The organism is Nocardioides sp. JCM 18999 (genome assembly GCF_055391175.1).
The window spans coordinates 3,536,053-3,553,085 of sequence record NZ_AP043887.1; the positions used below are offsets into that span (position 1 = coordinate 3,536,053).

14 protein-coding genes are annotated in these 17,033 nt (G+C 70.6%); 6 read left to right on the plus strand and 8 right to left on the minus strand.

The window, feature by feature from the left end; genetic code table 11:
• Window positions 1-125 precede the first annotated feature (125 nt).
• Window positions 126-929: a ParB/RepB/Spo0J family partition protein gene (locus ACZ5J1_RS17515; RefSeq protein WP_464560845.1), complete on the plus strand. Its 804-nt coding sequence runs from the start codon at window positions 126-128 to the stop codon at window positions 927-929.
• A gap of 68 nt (window positions 930-997) precedes the next feature.
• On the opposite strand, the gene ACZ5J1_RS17520 is transcribed toward ACZ5J1_RS17515, so the two are convergent.
• A complete protein-coding gene (locus ACZ5J1_RS17520) occupies window positions 998-2,314 on the minus strand; it encodes an aminotransferase-like domain-containing protein (RefSeq protein WP_464560847.1) in 1,317 nt (438 codons plus the stop codon).
• 49 nt (window positions 2,315-2,363) lie between these two features.
• Here ACZ5J1_RS17520 and ACZ5J1_RS17525 point away from each other — a divergent pair, with 49 nt between their 5' ends.
• Window positions 2,364-2,924, plus strand: a complete 561-nt coding sequence (locus tag ACZ5J1_RS17525) for a GNAT family N-acetyltransferase (RefSeq protein ID WP_464560849.1) — start codon at window positions 2,364-2,366, stop codon at window positions 2,922-2,924.
• A 21-nt stretch (window positions 2,925-2,945) separates the two neighbouring features.
• Here the strand turns inward: ACZ5J1_RS17525 and trxA are convergent, their stop codons facing one another.
• A complete protein-coding gene (trxA, locus tag ACZ5J1_RS17530) occupies window positions 2,946-3,275 on the minus strand; it encodes a thioredoxin (RefSeq protein WP_464560851.1) in 330 nt (109 codons plus the stop codon).
• A gap of 185 nt (window positions 3,276-3,460) precedes the next feature.
• Between trxA and ACZ5J1_RS17535 the strand changes: the two genes are divergently transcribed.
• Together ACZ5J1_RS17535 and ACZ5J1_RS17540 are read left to right on the plus strand one after the other, a co-directional pair.
• Complete coding sequence (locus tag ACZ5J1_RS17535; protein ID WP_464560853.1) at window positions 3,461-4,768, plus strand: M20/M25/M40 family metallo-hydrolase; 1,308 nt, start codon at window positions 3,461-3,463, stop codon at window positions 4,766-4,768.
• On the plus strand, window positions 4,765-6,186 hold the full coding sequence (locus ACZ5J1_RS17540; protein WP_464560855.1) for an MFS transporter: 1,422 nt from the start codon (window positions 4,765-4,767) through the stop codon (window positions 6,184-6,186). Before ACZ5J1_RS17535 ends, ACZ5J1_RS17540 begins: the two co-directional genes overlap by 4 nt.
• Before the next feature lie 70 nt (window positions 6,187-6,256).
• On the opposite strand, the gene trxB is transcribed toward ACZ5J1_RS17540, so the two are convergent.
• The 4 genes from trxB to ACZ5J1_RS17560 all read right to left on the minus strand — a co-directional run bounded on the left by trxB (window position 6,257) and on the right by ACZ5J1_RS17560 (window position 12,851).
• Window positions 6,257-7,246, minus strand: coding sequence for a thioredoxin-disulfide reductase (gene trxB, locus ACZ5J1_RS17545; protein WP_464560857.1), 990 nt, complete (start codon window positions 7,244-7,246; stop codon window positions 6,257-6,259).
• Between the two features lie 61 nt (window positions 7,247-7,307).
• On the minus strand, window positions 7,308-9,080 hold the full coding sequence (locus ACZ5J1_RS17550; RefSeq protein WP_464560859.1) for a protein kinase family protein: 1,773 nt from the start codon (window positions 9,078-9,080) through the stop codon (window positions 7,308-7,310).
• A gap of 44 nt (window positions 9,081-9,124) precedes the next feature.
• Window positions 9,125-10,747 carry a murein biosynthesis integral membrane protein MurJ gene (gene murJ, locus ACZ5J1_RS17555; protein ID WP_464560861.1) on the minus strand — a complete coding sequence of 541 codons (1,623 nt, stop codon included), beginning with the start codon at window positions 10,745-10,747 and terminating at the stop codon, window positions 9,125-9,127.
• Window positions 10,740-12,851: a DUF6049 family protein gene (locus ACZ5J1_RS17560; protein WP_464560863.1), complete on the minus strand. Its 2,112-nt coding sequence runs from the start codon at window positions 12,849-12,851 to the stop codon at window positions 10,740-10,742. Before ACZ5J1_RS17560 ends, murJ begins: the two co-directional genes overlap by 8 nt.
• Window positions 12,852-12,926: 75 nt before the next feature.
• On the opposite strand from ACZ5J1_RS17560, the gene ACZ5J1_RS17565 reads away from it, so the two are divergent.
• Together ACZ5J1_RS17565 and ACZ5J1_RS17570 are read left to right on the plus strand one after the other, a co-directional pair.
• Window positions 12,927-14,402 (plus strand): CCA tRNA nucleotidyltransferase, encoded by a 1,476-nt coding sequence (locus tag ACZ5J1_RS17565; RefSeq protein WP_464560864.1) that lies wholly within the window; start codon window positions 12,927-12,929, stop codon window positions 14,400-14,402.
• Window positions 14,403-14,412: 10 nt separating this feature from the next.
• The gene (locus ACZ5J1_RS17570) at window positions 14,413-14,892 is read left to right on the plus strand and encodes an SRPBCC family protein (RefSeq protein WP_464560865.1); all 480 of its coding nucleotides are present in this window, start codon (window positions 14,413-14,415) and stop codon (window positions 14,890-14,892) included.
• Between the two features lie 15 nt (window positions 14,893-14,907).
• Here the strand turns inward: ACZ5J1_RS17570 and ACZ5J1_RS17575 are convergent, their stop codons facing one another.
• Both ACZ5J1_RS17575 and ACZ5J1_RS17580 read right to left on the minus strand, forming a co-directional pair.
• Window positions 14,908-15,822 (minus strand): GGDEF domain-containing protein, encoded by a 915-nt coding sequence (locus ACZ5J1_RS17575; protein WP_464560867.1) that lies wholly within the window; start codon window positions 15,820-15,822, stop codon window positions 14,908-14,910.
• A gap of 52 nt (window positions 15,823-15,874) precedes the next feature.
• On the minus strand, window positions 15,875-17,020 hold the full coding sequence (locus ACZ5J1_RS17580) for a zinc-binding dehydrogenase (RefSeq protein ID WP_464560869.1): 1,146 nt from the start codon (window positions 17,018-17,020) through the stop codon (window positions 15,875-15,877).
• Window positions 17,021-17,033 lie beyond the last annotated feature (13 nt).

Sequence of the window (17,033 nt, forward strand, 5' to 3'; positions counted from 1 at the left end):
CTTCCGTCAACCCGGTGGACCAGAATGCGGACATTCCTGCTGAGCGCACGAACAGCCCTGCCCCGGACCCGGTGCCCGCCGCTCCTGCGACAGGCCCTCAGATCGGAAATGTCGACTTGAAGCCGGTGGAGGGCGCTTATTTCGCCGAGCTCCCGGTCACCTCGATCGCCCCGAACGCGGTCAACCCGCGGACGGTCTTCGAGCCCGAGGCGATGGACGAGCTGGTCGCCTCGATCAAGGAAGTCGGTCTCCTCCAGCCGATCGTGGTCCGCCCGGCCGGGTCGAACCGCTACGAGCTGGTCATGGGTGAGCGCCGGTGGCGTGCCACCCAGCTCGCCGACCTCGAGACGATCCCCGCGATCGTCCGCGAGACCGACGACACCGACATGCTGCGCGATGCGCTGCTGGAGAACCTGCACCGCTCGCAGCTCAACCCGCTCGAGGAGGCGGCCGCCTACCAGCAGCTGCTCGAGGACTTCGGCTGCACCCACGAGGAGCTCGCCAGCCGGATCGGCCGCTCCCGCCCGCAGATCTCCAACACGCTGCGGCTGATGAAGCTCAGCCCCGCCGTCCAGCGCCGGGTCGCTGCCGGCGTGCTCTCGGCCGGGCATGCTCGCGCCCTGCTGGGCATCGAGGACTCCGAGGCGCAGGACCGGTTGGCCGAGCGCGTCGTCAAGGAGGGCATCAGCGTCCGCTCCCTCGAGGAGATCGTCGCCATCGGCGAGCACGGCACCACCCCGCGGCGCAGCGCCCGCCTGCCCAAGCTCAAGGCCCCGGGCCTGGTCGACATCGCCGACCGACTCTCGGACCGTCTCGAGACCCGGGTGAAGGTCGACATGGGCAAGGCCAAGGGCAAGGTCACGATCGAGTTCGCCACCCTGGCCGACCTGCAGCGGATCACCGAGATCATCGATCGCGACGCTCGCTGACCCCAGAAAAGCAATAAGCCGATAAGTCGTTTTGTCGACTTATCGGCTTAACGCTTTTCGGAGGCCGGTTACAGCGTGTTCGTGGTGGGGTTGTCCGGCCCGGAGCCCAGACGGATCTCGGTGGTGTCGTCGATGCCGAAGGTGCTCTGCAGCTCCATCTCCGCCTCGAGGACGCCGGCGAGGCGTCGTACGCCTTCACGGATCCGCTCGGGGGTGGGGTAGCAGAACGAGAGCCGCATCGACGACGAGCCGAAGCCGTCGGCGAAGAAGGCGGTGCCGGGGACGTAGGCGACCCGGGCGGTGACGGCGCGGGGCAGCATCGCCTTGGCGTTGATCCCCGGGGGCAGCGTGATCCAGACGTAGAACCCGCCGTCCGGCACGTTCCAGCGGACCGACGGCGGCATCATGTCCGAGAGCGCACCGATCATCGCGTCGCGACGCTCGCGGTACATCTCGCGGAAGTCCTTGATCTGGGCTTCCCAGTCGTGGTTCGCGAGATAGGCGGAGATCGCCATCTGGCTGAACTGCGGCGGGCACAGCGTCGCCGACTCCTGCGCCAGGACGAGCTTCTCCCGCACGCTGTGCGGGGCGAGCGCCCAGCCGACCCGGAAGCCGGGAGCGAACGTCTTGGAGAACGACCCCAGGTAGATGATGTTCTCCGACGACATCGAGCGCATCGCGGGCATCGGCTCCTGGTCGAAGCCGAGCAGACCGTACGGGTTGTCTTCCAGGATGAGGATGTTCTCCTCGGCGCAGATCTCCACGATCTCGCGGCGGCGCTCGACGGTCAGCGTCACGCCGGCCGGGTTGTGGAAGTTCGGGATCGTGTAGAGGAACTTGATCGTCTTGCCCGCCGCCTTGGTGGCGCGGATGGCGTTGCGGACCGCGTCGGGGATCAGGCCGTCCGCGTCCATCTCCGCGTGCACGACCTCGCACTGGTAGGACTTGAAGACACCGAGCGCGCCGACGTACGACGGGGCCTCGCACAGCACGACGTCGCCCGGGTCGCAGAAGATCCGGGTGACCAGGTCGACGGCCTGCTGCGAACCGACCGTGACGACGACGTCGTCGGCATGCGCCTCGATGCCCTCCAGGCGCATGATCTCGGTGATCTGCTCACGCAGCTCCGGCGTGCCCTGGCCCGAGCCGTACTGCATCGCCACCGGACCCTGGGTGAGCACCAGGTCGTTGATCGCGTGACCGACCACGTCGAGGGGGAGCCCGCTGATGTTCGGCATCCCGCCGGCCAGCGAGACCACCTCGGGCCGGGAGGCGACCGCGAAGAGCGCTCGAATCTCCGAAGCGGTCATCCCTGCGGTCCTGGCTGCGTACCGATCGACGTAGGGGTCGAGGACGGGCCGGGCGCGCGCGGGTTCGATAGACATGATCCGCCTATTCTGAGCCATGAAGCCCCTGAGCGTGAAGGCGGTTCACATGGGACACAAGGTTCTTCCCATCACACTCGACCACCTCGCCGAGATGCGCGACGACCCGGAGCTGGAGGTCTGGGTCTCGACCATGCTGCGCGAGTGGGGGTCGTGCGGCCGGATCGCGCTGATCGACGACCAGGCGATCGGTTTCGTGCTCTACGCGCCGGCGGGCCTGATCCCCGAGCACGCCCACCTGGCGCTGGCCTCCGTCGGCGAGGACGCCCTGGTGATGCTCGAGCTCTGGGTCGACCCGGAGCACCGCGATCTCGGGGTGGGACGGGGCCTGGTGCGGGCGATGGCTGCCGACGTGCTCAAGCGCGGCGGATTCCGGGCCATCGAGGCCTTCGGTGGGCGCAGTGCGCCGACCAGCTTCCTGGCCCGGGTCGGTTTCAAGACCGTACGGCGCCACCCGATCTCCCCGCGGATGCGGATGGAGCTGCGCTCCCTGGTGACCTGGCGCTCGGAGATCGAGGAGGCGGTCGAACGGCTCGTCGGGATCGTCCGGCCCCCGAAGTCAGCTGTGCCCCAGCACCGCGAGGGCACTGGGGCACAGCCGGGCGGCTGATCGGTGATCAGCCGTCGCTGATCACTTGATGAAGTCAGCCAGCTCGTTGAGGATGGCCGCCTTCGGGCGGGCACCGACGATGCTCTTCACGACCTGACCGCCCTGGTAGACGTTGATCGTGGGAATGCCCGTGACGCGGTAGTTGCTCGGGGTCACCGGGTTCTCGTCGACGTTCATCTTGAGGAACGTGACCTTGTCACCGTGCTCCCCAGCGATCTCGTCGAGGATCGGAGCGACCTGCTTGCACGGGCCACACCACTCGGCCCAGAAGTCAACGAGGACCGGCTTGTCGGACTGGAGGACGGACGTGTCGAACTCAGCGTCGGTCACGGCGGCGATGTTGTCAGCCATGGATGGCAACCCTTCAGGTGGATGGAGTTCGCCCCTGTGGCGATTCCATGAACGGAACGTCTGACTCCTCAACGGCCTACCGCCCGAAACGATTCCCGAATACTGGTGGGTAACCTGTGCCGGTGAGGGAGAGCCAGATCACACCGGCTGTCGAAAGACTAGCCGCGATCATCCAAATACCGACCGTGTCCCGACAACCCGGACGAGAGCCGGTCCTGACCGACGACGGTCGTGATCCGTTCGACGTCCTGCTGGAGACGATGGCCGCCCAGTGGCCCGGGGTGCACGCGTTGGAGCAGCACCGGATGGGCCACCACGGACTCCTGATCCGCTGGCCGGGCACCGGTGGCGAGCGCCCGATCGTGCTGATGGCCCACCTCGACGTCGTCCCGGTGGTCGAGGACGAGTGGACCCACCCGCCGTTCAGCGCCGCGATCATCGACGGCGAGATGTGGGGCCGCGGCACCCTCGACGACAAGGGCTGCGTCGCCGCGATCTGCGAGTCGGTGGAGACGCTGCTCGGTGAGGGGTTCGTGCCGAGCTCGGACGTCTGGCTGAGCTTCGGCTGCGACGAGGAGACGCACGGCACCGCCGCCCAGGCGGCCGTGGCCTTCCTGACCGAGCAGGGCGTGCGCCCGTGGCTGGTCGTCGACGAGGGCGGCGCGATCGCGCACGAGGCCCTCCCCGGCGTGGCGGCCCCGGTCGGTGTGGTGGGCGTGACCGAGAAGGGCACCACCTCGCTCACCCTCACCGTGAGCGATGACGGTGGACACGCATCCACCCCGATGCCCGGCGGTCCGGCCGCTCGGCTCGCCAAGGCGCTCGTGGCCGTCGACGGGGTGAAGCTGCCGCGGCGGATGCACCCGGTCACCGCCGAGCTGTTCAAGCGGGTCGCTCCGGCCCTGCCGAAGCCGATCGGGGTCGCGGCCAGCCAAATCGGCCGCCTCGGCCCGGTCTCGGCGCGGGCGCTGACTCTCGCGGGCCCGGAGGCGGCGGCGATGGTGCGCACCACCGTCGCGCTGACCACCCTGGAGGGCTCCAAGGCGATCAACGTGCTCCCCTCGCGGGTGCGCGCGGGGATCAACCTGCGGATCATGGTCGGCGACACCGTCGCCGGCGTGGTGGAGCGACTGCGCCGTGCGATCGACGACGACGGCGTCACGATCGACCTGGTCGACGCCAACGAGCCGAGCCCCGTCTCGCCGTGGCAGGACGATCCCGGGTTCGCCCTGATGGAGCGCACCATCGCCGAGATCTACCCGGACGCCATCCCGGCGCCGTACATCATGCTGGCCGCCACCGACTCCCGGTTCTTCACCGAGATCTCCGAGCGGGTCTACCGCTTCGGGCCGTTCCGGATGACCCGGGCCCAGCGCATCGCGATCCACGGCGCCGACGAGCGGATCGGGGTCGAGGACTACCTCGACGGGATCCGTTGGTACCGCCGCTTCCTGGAGAACACCTCCACCGCCGAGAAGGAGACCACCCGATGAGCGCCGCTCGCAGTCTGCTCGCCGTGATCGGGTTCCTCGCGGTGGTCGAGTTCGCCAGCGGGATCCTGCAGGGGTACTACACCCCGATCTTCAGCGACATGGCCAACCACCTCGACATCGCCGATGCCGACATCAACTGGTTCGAGGCCGCCCAGCTCGTCGTCTCCGCCCTGGTGGTGCCGCCGCTGGCGCGGCTGGGTGACCTGGTCGGGCACCGCAAGGTGCTGCTGATCGCCACGCTCGTCACCGCGATCGGCTCCTGGGTGATGGCCCTGGCCCCGAACTTCGCCACCTTCCTGGTCGGCTGCGCGCTCCAGGGCGCGTACGTCGTCTGGCTCCCGCTCGAGGTTGCGATCATCCATCGCCGGACCGCGGGCACCGGCCGCCAGGAGCTGCTCACCCGCCGGGCCGCGGCGATCCTGGTCGCCGTGCTCGAGGTGTCGGTGATCGTGGGCGCGCTGACGTCGGGTGCGCTCGTGGAGAACTACGGGATGACGTTCGTGCTGTCGCTGCCCGCCATCGTGGTCACGCTCGCGCTGGTGGCGATCTGGTTCGGCGTCGAACCGATGGCCGGCACGTCGAGCGGTGGCTTCGACTGGCCCGGGTTCGGCCTGCTCACCGCGATGGTGGGTGCGGTGATGGGTGGTCTGATCGCGATCCGTCTCGACGGACCGGGCTCGATGTGGCCGTGGCTGCTCTTCGCGCTCGCCGCGGTGCTCAGCGTGCCGTGGTACCGGGTCGAGATGGGCCTGACCGACCCGATGGTCGACATCCGGCTGCTCCGCGAGCCCGCGCAGTGGCCGATCCAGCTGACCGCGTTCCTGTTCGGCATCTCGATCCTGGGTGCGCAGATCCCGCTGTCCACGTTCCTGCGCAGCGACCCGGACGTCGCCGGCTACGGCTTCGGCCTGACCGCCTCGGAGACGGCCACCCGGATCGGGCTCTACGTCGTCAGCCTGATGATCGGCGCGCTCACCTACCCGTTGCTCGCGCGGAGGCTGGGGGTCACCCGGGCGATGGTCACCTCGAGCGTCCTGATCGCGCTGGGGTACGCCGGCTGGGTGCCGTTCCACGACAGCCGGACGATGACCGTCGTGGTGATGATGGTCGCCGGCGTCGGCTCGGGTGCGCTGGTCGCGGCGCTGCCCGCTGCGGCTGCCGCTGCCTCACCCCCGGACCGGGTCGGCTTCAGCACCGGGATGACCAACGGGATCAAGACGCTCGGTGGGGCGATCGCCTCGGCGATCTTCGCCATCGCGCTGGCCACGACCGGGTCGATCGACGACCCGGAGACCGGTCACGCCGCCCTGTCGGGCTACATCACGGTCTGGTTGATCTGCGCCGGCAGCGCCCTCGCTGCCGCCCTGATCCTCGCGATCGTGCACCAGCGGCGCTCCTCGGAGGCCGTGGCGGTCTGACGCCGCCCACAGACGACGAACCCGCCACCGTGTCACCGGGACACTGTGGCGGGTTCGGTCGTCGAGGGGGTCAGACGGTGACCGCGGCAGCCTGCTCGGCGTGCTCGAGGTGGCCGAGGAACCGCTCGGCGTCCAGGGCGGCGGAGCAGCCGGAGCCGGCGGCGGTGATCGCCTGACGGTAGGTGTGGTCGACCAGGTCGCCGCAGGCGAAGACGCCGGGGAGGTTGGTCGCGGTCGACGGCTTGCCGGCCGTGCCCTGGGTGAGCACGTAGCCCTCGTCGTCGAGGTCGACCTGACCGACGACCAGCGCCGAGCGCGGGTCGTGGCCGATCGCGATGAACAGACCGGTCGCGTCCAGGTCCCGCTTCTCGCCGGTGACGGTGTCGACCACGGTGAGGGACTCGAGCGAGTCGGCACCGTTGATCGAGTCGACGGCGCTGTTCCAGATGATCTCGAGCTTCGGGTCGTTGAAGGCGCGCTCCTGCATCACCTTGGAGGCGCGCAGCTCGTCGCGGCGGACCAGCAGGGAGACCTTGGAGCCGAAGCGGGTGAGGAAGGTGGCCTCCTCGACGGCGGAGTCGCCACCGCCGACCACGGCGATGTGCTGCTCACGGAAGAAGAAGCCGTCGCAGGTCGCGCACCAGGAGACGCCACGACCGGAGAGACGGTCCTCGTCGGGCAGGTCGAGCTTCTTGTAGGCCGAACCCATCGCCAGGATGACGGCGCGGGCGTAGAAGGTGCCGCCGTAGGTGACGACCTTCTTCACGTCGCCGCTCAGGTCGACCTCGATCACGTCGTCGGCGACCAGCTCGGCACCGAACCGCTCGGCCTGGCCGCGCATGTTCTCCATCAGCGCCGGACCCATGATGCCCTCGGGGAAGCCCGGGAAGTTCTCCACCTCGGTGGTGTTCATCAGGGCGCCACCGGCCGTCACGGAACCCTCGAAGACGAGGGGAGCGAGCGAGGCGCGGGCGGCGTAGACCGCAGCGGTGTACCCCGCCGGGCCCGACCCGATGATGATCACGTTGCGCGGGTCGGTGGCTTCGGTGCCGTGGGTCATGGAGGGACCACTCTCTGCTTGTTCGGTGCTGGTGAAGTGCTGCTGAGGATGCAACGCGAGTCTAGTTGGCGGTGTTCCCGCGGACCGTCGCCTCGGTCAGGTCGAGACGGAACGCGTCGCCCACCTCCGGCAGCGCGGTGAACCAGAGCGTGACGAACCGCCCGGTCGCCGGGGTGACCAGCGTGATCGTCTGGTTCGCGGTCGAGGTCAGCGCCGCGACCGGGTCGAGCCCGTCGATCTCGGTCGGAGCCTTGGTCGGCTTGGTGTCGGTGACGTAGACGGACACCTTCGCGCCGGCGTTCTTCATCCGCATGGTGAGCGAGGCCACGCTGTGCTCGTCCTGCAGGTCCAGGATCAGCCCCAGCCCGGACTTGAGTCCCTTCGGACCCAGCTGCTGGTAGTAGTTCTGGGTCCGCCAGGCCGTCTTCGGGTCGCCGTCGACGGCCTGCTGGGCCAGCTCGGGGTACTCCGTCGGCGGATCGGCGAACGGATCGAACGAGGTCGCGGTGATCCCGGAGATCGCCCGCGGCACCGCCGGAGCGGCGCTCGAGGAGCCCGGATCGGTCGGGCTGTCGGACGAGTCCTCGTTCGTCAGCGCGTAGGCGAGCAGCCCGGCCAGGACCAGAAGCACCACCACCCCGATGGTCAGCGAGATCCGCAGCCAGCGGCCGGGCGGCGTGTCCTCGTCGATCCCCGAGGGCGCGCTGAACAGCCACTCCGAGTCGGCGGCCAGCCCCGCCGAGGAGACCGGGTGCGGCACCGTCGTGCGGGGCTTCCGGGTTCCTTCCGGGGCGAAGAGCGGCCGCTCCTCCGGGCTCGTCGGTGCCGGCGGGGGGGTCGCCGGGGTCGGCGCGGCGCCCGAGCGCGGGTTGAACCACTCCACCTCGCCGGTGTCGTCGAAGATCGGGGTGCCGAGCTCGGTGGGCACGTCGCTCAGCGCGAGCGGACCGGTCCGTTCCGGATCGGGGCGGGGCGACGTACGACGTCCGCCGACCCCGGCCAGCTCGACCGCGACCGCCTCGAGGTCGGAGGGGTCCCCGACGAACGCGGTCAGGGTCTCGCGGATCTCGTCGGCGCTGTTGATCCCGGCATGGCGGCCGTGCGGCCGGTTGAGCACCTCGTTGCACAGCTCGTCCAGGGCGGTCGGGACACCGGCGTGGACCTGGCGGGGGGTGAGGAACCGGCTGCGGTCGCGCTCCAGGATCGAACCGCTCTCCCGGGCGGCGCGCGGCAGCGACGACTCCGACAGTCCCGGCCAGAAGCCGGTGAGGAGGGCGTGCAGGATGCCGGCCAGGTCGACCACGTCGATCCCGATCCGATCGCCGTCGAGACCGTGCAGCGCCGCCTCGACGGAGAAACCGATGATCCGGACCGAGCCGGCGGTGTCGAGCAGGACGTTCTCGGGGGCGAGCCGGCCGTGGGCGATCCCGGCCTCGTGGGCGACCGCCAGGGCGCTGGCGACCTCGCCGGCGATCCAGGCGGCCCGGCGCGGGGCGAGGGGACCGTTGACGGCCAGGACCTGGTCCAGCGAGGTGCCGGTGCCCCACTCGTTGACCACGAACGTCATGCCGTCCCGGGTGTCGAGGTCCAGCACCCGCAGGAACCGGCTCTCGGTGACCCGGGCCGAGTCGCGGGCAGCCCGCAGCACCGAGTCGGCGCGGGGGTCGTCGGCCGGGATGGCGTGGATCGCGACCGAGCGCTCGAGGATCGTGTCGTAGCCGTGCCAGAACTGGCCGGACCCGGTCTCGCTCATCAGGTCGTCGAGCCGGTAGCGGCTGGCCAGCAGCATGCCGTAGCGGTGCGGTGGGGACGCGGACTCGTCCTGCTCGTCCATCGCACCTCCTCCCGTGAAACCTGCCGTCGCCCGCATCGTAGGTCCTAACGACGCAGTCGCGCCCCGAACGTCTCGACCAGCTCCCCCACCTCGGCGATGCGGAGCACCCGCGCCATCGCCAGGTAGCCGACGCCGAAGACGCCTCCGACGAGGACGACCTTGACCAGCGAGACCGCGGTGCCGGCGCTGCTGTCCAGCCAGGGCCAGGCCTGCTCGAGCACGACGCAGACGGCCAGCGGCACCGCGACGGCGAGCAGCAGCCGCACCAGGAACCGGATCAGGACCGGGGTGTGCATCCCGCCGAGCCGGCGCGACAGCACGAGGTAGGACAGGCAGGCCCCGACGCCGTACGACACCGTGTAGGCGATCACCAGGGACGGGGCCGTCCACGCGGCGTCGGTGCGGGTGACCAGCACGACCGCGGTGACGATGTTGATCGCCGCGACCACGCACTGGATGAAGAACACGGCCCGGGTCTCCTCGCGGGCGTAGAAGCCGCGCAGCACCAGGTAGTGCATCGTGAAGAAGACCAGACCGGGGCCGAACAGGATCAGCGTGGTGACGTAGTTGTCCACCGAGTCGCTGGCCGCGCCGTAGCCCCACATCACCTGGGCGACCATCGGCGCGATCACGGCGAGCACCGCGGCGAACGGGACGACGAGGGTGAGCGCCGTCCGCATCGTCGGGGCGAGCAGCCGGACCATCCCGCGGTGGTCGGCCTCCGAGGCGGCGCTCGACATCCGCGGCAGGATCGCCGTCGCCAGCGACACCGTCACCACCGAGTGCGGCACCATGATGATCAGGAACGCCGCCGAGTAGACGGTGTACCCGGTCCCGCTGTCCGACCCGCTGCCCGTTCCGGTCCCGGCGAGCTTGACCACCACCGTGTAGGCGACCTGGTTGACGATCACGAAGAGGACCGTCCACACGCCCAGCCGCAAGGTGTGGCCGAGCCCCGTGTGGCGCAGGTCCCAGCGCAGCCGGAGCGAGACCCCGGCCGAGCGCAGGAACGGCAGCAGCACGGCCAGCTGGACGGCGATGCCGACGGTCGAGCCGGCACCGAGCAGCAGCGCCTCACCGGTGTCGAAGCTGGGTGAGGTGGGATCGCCGGACCCGAAGACCACCAGGTAGAGCAGCAGCACCCCGATCGACACGATGTTGTTGGCGATGGGGGCCCACATCATCGGGCCGAACCGGCGGTGGGCGTTGAGCACCTGGCCGACCAGGACGAACATGCCGTAGAAGAAGACCTGCGGCAGGCACAGTCGAGCGAACAGGACGGTCGAGTCGAACGCCTCGTCGGACCAGTCGGCGTCGACGAAGAGCCGCATCACGACCGGTGCGAAGACGATCAGGGCGACGGTGACGACGGTGAGGAACACCGTGACCAGCGTCAGCACCCGGGAGGTGTAGGCCTGCCCGCGATCCCCGTCGTGCGCGATCGCGCGGACGAGCTGTGGCACCAGCACCGCGTTGATCACGCCGCCGGCCAGCAGGATGTAGAGCATGTTCGGGATCGTGTTGGCGATGTTGAAAATGTCGGCGTGCAGCTGGGCACCGAGGATCGCGGCCAGCAGCGCCGAACGGACGAACCCGCTCAGCCGGGACACGATCGTCCCGGACGCCATCACCGCGCTCTGACGCAGGATCGTCGCGTTCTCAGCCACGACGGGCCCTCCACCGACGGAACAGTCGAGTCCCGATCGCACCGAAGAGCAGCGCGCACCCGACGCCGAGGAACACCCAGATAATGTTGGAGACCTGGGAGGCCCGGACCGGGACCGAGACCGGGGTGCCGAACCGGGCCCCGGCGCTGTCGGTCAGCAGCAGCTGCACGTTGTGCACCCCGACGTGGGCGTCGGAGGCCTTCATCGGGATCGTCGCCGAGCTCTTGCCCTCGATCTGCACCGGCTCCGGCTGCTCCATCGTGATGCCCGGGTCGCTGACCACGCGCAGGGTCACCGAGACCGGCTCCGGCAACGGGTTCACCACCGTCACCGCGAACGGTCCGGTCGATCCCGAGAGCGTGACCGCGCGCGGTGCCCGGATCTCGATCCGCCCCAGCGTGGCGTTGATCTCCGCCGCGGAGGCCGCGGCGGGCTGCGAGGTGGCTCCGCGGCGGGCGTAGGCGACCGTGGTCAGGGACTCGTCGAGGGTGGCGTTGGCGACCTCGGTGTTGCCGACCAGGACCCGCTGCAGGGACCGGCCGGCACGGACCAGGCTGGTCGCCGCCTCGAAGGTACGGCGCCCGATCGGGGTGCCCTCGGTCGGCTGGACCAGGTGGTCGACGGTGCCGGGGACGGTGCCGACCAGGTCGGAGGTGAGGCTCTGCGGGGCCAACCAGGGCTGACGCAGTCCGGCGGCGAGCTGGGTCGCGTCGGGCACCGACCACTTGTCGGGCACGGTCACGAGCAGGGGGTCGGTGTCGCCGGCCAGCGAGCGGACCGCGGCCTCGGCGAGCACGCGCTGGCGCAGCGCGGTCGCGGCCAGCGGCGCATCCGGTCCTGGGCCGCCGGAGCTGGCGTCGGAGTCGATCGCGGCCAGCCGCAGGTCGCCGAGCTCGGCGACGGGAGAGGTCGGGTCGCCGGGGAGGGCGGTGTCGCTGACGATCACCGGGGTGGTCGGGGCGACCGCCGCCAGCAGGTCGGAGGCGCCGGTGTCGAGGGTGCCGTCGGCGGGGGCGTTCACCGGCGTCCCGGAGAGCGCCCAGGCCGAGAGGTTCTCCTGGCTCCGGGTCCGGGCCAGGTCGTAGCTGCCGGGGTTGTTCGCTGCCGCACCGGTCAGGTCGAGGTCGCCGTACGGGAGGGCGAGCAGGTCGGCGCCGCGCAACGAGGTCGACATCCGGGTCCACCAGTCCGCCGCCGCGATGGCGAGCAGCTGGGTCTCCTCGTCGGGGGTGTCGCCGTCGTCGGGATCGGGTTCGGTCGACGCGCTCGGCGACGCCGATTCGCCGTCGCCCTCGCCGGAACCGGGGTCCGAGGAGAGCAGCGGTCGGGCGGGGTTCCCGTCGGCGAGCTGCCGGACCGCCGCCAGCACCGACGGGTCGACCAGCCAGCTGAGGTCGTGCGCGGACGGGGTGGTGGCCAGCTCGACCAGCCGGCCGAGCCGCCCCTCCGGCTGGAGCAGCTTGGCCCACCGGGGCAGGTCGTCGATCGAGCCGTCGCTGGCGCGGTCGACCCGCGCCCGGACCGGGACGATCACCGTGGTCGGCACCGTGGCGGCGTCGGCCGGGAGCAGCGGGAGGAAGGTGCGGGCACGGCCGTCGGCCACCGAGTCGGACCCGTCCGGGCCGGAGCCCAGCGCGTGCACCCCGAACCAGTAGACGCCGGCGGCGCCGACGCCCTGGGCGGTGAGGTCGGCCCGGGGGATGGTCAGCGTGTAGGGCACCGACGCGCCGGGCTCGATCCGGTCGACCCGCTGGTAGTCGCCCTCGTTGAGGATCCGCTGGCCCACCTCGGCGTCGGCGGGGGTCTCCGCCGCCGCCTCGAGGTCGTCCTGGCTGGTGATCGGGGTGGCCGAGACGAACGGGTAGATGCCGACGTCGAGCCAGACCGTGTCGTCGGTGTTGGTGACCGTGCCGGAGACGGTGATCGAGCCCTGCCGCGGGATCACGCTCGGCCCGAGGCCGGAGATCGAGACCTGCAGCGGCGTCGAGTCGTCGGCCCGGTGGTGCTTGGCCGCGACCGCGTTCGCCGGTACCCCGGCCAGGGCCGGTGCGGTGATCAGGAGTCCTGCGAGCGCGGCGAAGGCGCAGGGCAGGGCTCGGGGCATGCGGGTCACGATATCGACCGGACGGGTGCTCGCCCGTTTCCTGCCCACCCTCGGGGCCGCCTAAACTGACTCCTCGTGTCCGAGACGTCGTCAGCAGCGATCACGATCGCCGACGTCCAACGTCGGGTGGAGGCCGAGCTCGACCGCATCGGCGAGGTGATCGATTCCCTCGGCGAGGTGTTCGCCGCGGCCGGTCACGAGCTCGCCCTGGTCGGTGGCCCGGTGCGCGACGCCATGCTCGGCCGGCCGCACCACGACCTGGACTTCACCACGTCGGCGCGCCCCGACGACACCGAGCGGATCCTCAAGCGGTGGGCCGGCACGACCTGGGACATGGGTCGCGACTTCGGCACCATCGGCTGCATGAAGGGCCCGTGGCAGGTCGAGGTCACGACCTACCGCTCGGAGTCCTACGACCCCACCTCCCGCAAGCCCGAGGTGAACTTCGGTGACACGCTCGCCGGCGACCTGGGTCGCCGCGACTTCACCGTGAACGCGATGGCCGTCCGGCTCGCCGGTCCCGAAGGGGTCGAACGCAGCGTCGTCGACCTGTACGGCGGCGTGGTCGACCTGGCCACCGGCGTGCTGCGCACCCCGGGCACGCCCGAGCAGTCCTTCTCCGACGACCCGCTGCGGATGATGCGCGCCGCCCGGTTCGCCGCCCAGCTCGGCTTCTCCGTGGCCCCCGAGGTCACCGCCGCGATGACCGCGATGGCCGACCGGATCGAGATCATCAGTGCCGAGCGGGTGCGCGACGAGTTGGTGAAGCTGATCTGCGCGCCGTACCCCCGCAAGGGACTGGCCCTGCTGGTCGAGACCGGGCTCGCGGACCGGGTGCTGCCCGAGCTCCCGGCGCTGCAGCTCGAGCGCGACGAGCACCACCGGCACAAGGACGTCTACGAGCACACCCTCACCGTGCTCGAGCAGTCGATCGACCTGGAGGGGCGGCTCGGGCTCGACGAGCCGGACTTCATCAGCCGGTTCGCGGCGCTGATGCACGACGTCGGCAAGCCGAAGACGCGCCGTTTCGTCGATGGGGGCGTGGTCACCTTCCACCACCACGACGTGGTCGGGGCCAAGATCACCCGCAAGCGGATGCAGGCGCTGAAGTTCTCCAACGCCGACATCGACGCCGTCACCCAGCTGGTCGAGCAGCACCTGCGCTTCCACGGGTACGGCGACGGGGAGTGGACCGACTCGGCGGTGCGCCGCTACGTCCGTGACGCCGGCGACCAGCTCGACCGGTTGCACATCCTGACCCGGGCCGACTGCACGACGCGGAACAAGCGCAAGGCGGACCGGCTCGCCCGGACCTACGACGAGCTGGAGAACCGGATCGAGCGGCTCGCCGAAGAGGAGGAGCTGGCCTCGCTGCGTCCGGCCCTCGACGGCAACCGGATCATGGAGCTGCTCGACCTGCCGCCCGGCCGCGAGGTCGGCGAGGCCTACCGGTTCCTGATGGACCTGCGCCTCGACGAGGGCGTCCTCACCGAGGAGCAGGCCGAGAACAGGTTGCAGACCTGGTGGTCAGAGCGGGCTACCGGCAAGTAACTTGTCGGTCATGAGTGAAGCCTCCGCCGCTGCCGTCGGCACCGACCTGACTGCCCGGATCACGATCAACGCCTCGCCCGCGAAGCTCTGGGGCATGATCAGCGACCCGACCCGGATGCGGGAGTGGAGCCCGCAGGTGGTGAAGTCGGTCGTGCTCGGTGGCCCCGCGAAGCTCGGCTCGCGCTTCATCAACCTCAACCGGCAGGACTGGAAGCGCTGGCCCACCTCGGCCAAGATCGTCCGCTTCACCCCGGAGAGCGACTTCGCCTTCCGAGTCGTGGAGAACAAGACCGTCTGGTCGTTCCAGCTCGAGCCCACCGCCGACGGCGGCACGGCCGTCACCCACCGTCGGGAGACCCCCGACGGCATCTCGGGTGTGTCCTCGTCGCTGACCAAGGCGTTCCTCGGCGGCAAGGAGGCCTTCACCGCCGAGATGCTCGAGGGGATGAGCCGGACGCTCGAGCGGATCAAGGCCGACGCCGAGGCCTGAGCCGGGCCTCCCGGTTCAGCGGGTGCGGGCGCGCTTGCGCTCGTAGAGATCCAGGTCGGCCCGGTGCAGCATCGCCGTGGCGTCCTCGCGGTCCTGCCGGATCGCGACGCCGCAGGTCGCGCTCAGCTGGTGCCCGTCCGAGCCGGTCCGGGCCAGCCGGGTCTCGACCTGCTCGATCAGACGCTCGACGTCGCCCTCGACGGCGAGGGCGATCATCACGACGAACTCGTCCCCACCCAGGCGGGCCACGATCGTCGGTCGACCCAGGCCCGCCGCCACGTCGGAGAGCGTCCGGGCGAAGGTGAGCAGCGCCTTGTCACCGCGGGCGTGGCCGTAGGTGTCGTTGATCGTCTTGAGGTGGTCCAGGTCGGCCAGCACCAGGTGGCTGGGCGCTCGCGCCACCGCCAGGTAGGGCTCGGCGTTGGTGAAGAAGCCGCGTCGGTTGAGCAGGCCGGTGAGCGGGTCGGTGGAGGCCAGCTCGAGCAGCTCGAGCTCCTCCCGCCGGCGCTCGGTGACGTCGCGGATGATCACCAGGGTGTAGTCGGTCCCCAGGAACTGCTGGGAGAACTCGACGTCGCACCGGGTGCCGTCCTTGCGCGCGATCACGTTCTCGTACAGCCCCGGCCGGCCGGCCTCGACGTCGCGCTTCGTGGCCTCGCGGGTCTGCGGCTCGACCAGCTTCAAGGAGAGCGAGGTCTGGCCGAGCAGCTCCTCGCGGCCGTACCCGGTCAGGGTGCAGAACGAGTCGCTCACCGCGAGGTACTCGCCCTCGGAGGTGCACAGCACCACCGCGTCGAAGGAGTGCTCGAAGAGCGCGGAGAAGAGCCGGCGGTACGAGTCGATCGGCTCGTCCACCTCGGCGTCGGCGAGGTCCGACTCGCCGGCGCGCACGCGCGCGGCGCGGTCCCGCCAGCTCAGCCCTCGCATCATCAAGGCGATGGTAGGCCCGAGCGAGCCCCGTTGTGGCGGATTCGTCGCCTGTTCAGCGGGACGGGTCGACCAGGATCTTCGCGTGCCGTTCCGGATGGGTGAGGTCCTCGAACGCCCCGGCCACCCCGTCGAGGCCGACCGTGCCGGTGTGCAGCGGTGACGGGTCGACCTTGCCGCTCGCGATCATCGACAGCGTCTGGGTGAACTCGGCGGGGTCGTAGCCGAAGACGAAGCGCAGGTCGAGCTCCTTGTGCAGCGCCACCGCGGGCCGGAAGGTGTCGGGCTGCATGCAGACCCCGACGACCACCACCCGGGAGTGCAGCGGCGCGGCCGTGCAGATCTGCTCGAGCATCCCGGGGATGCCCACGCACTCGAAGATGACCGGTCCCGCGGGTGCCTGACCCAGCTTGTCGGCGTGCAGCAACAGCTGCTCCCACGGCAGGAACGGCACCCGCCGGGCGGCCGCGACCGCATCCATCCCGTAGCTCACGTACGCCGGCAGCGAGCTGAGCGAGCGCTTCGGGCGGTACGCCGACCAGGGGGACTCCTCGGTCGGGTCGACGACCACGTCGGCGCCGCAGGTGCGAGCCAGCTCGCGTCGTGCCGGGGACAGGTCGGAGGCGATCACCTGCTTCACCCCGGCCGCCTTGAGCATCAGGATCACCGCCAGCCCGATCGGGCCGCACCCGATCACGATCGCGGGCCGGCCCTTGCCGACCTGACCGCGTCGGACGGCGTGCCAGGCGACGGCGAGCGGCTCGGTGAACGCCGCCTTGTCGGGGTCGAGGCCGTCGGGCACCGCGAACGTGAAGGACTCCTGCACCACCGTGTACTCGGCGAAGCCGCCGGGGGCGTCGGCCTCGAAGCCGATCATGTGCACGGTGCCGGCGTCACGCCGCACCGGCAGGGCGGTGACCAGGGTGCCGGGCTTCCAGCGCTGCCGGGTGCCGGGTCCGTAGGACGCGACCTCACCGAGCAGCTCGTGGCCCAGCACCACGGGACGACCGGGAGCCATCACGGTCTCGTAGCCCATCTCGCCGGCGATCGAGGCGAGCTCGGCGGCGTGCACGCTCGCGTGCAGGTCCGATCCGCAGATGCCGGTGCGCACCACCCGGATGAGCACCTGCCCGGGGCCGGGCTGGGGGCGTTCGACGTCGGCGACGGACAGGTCGCCGTCGGTCCAGGTCACGGCTCGCATCGCGGGCTCCTTC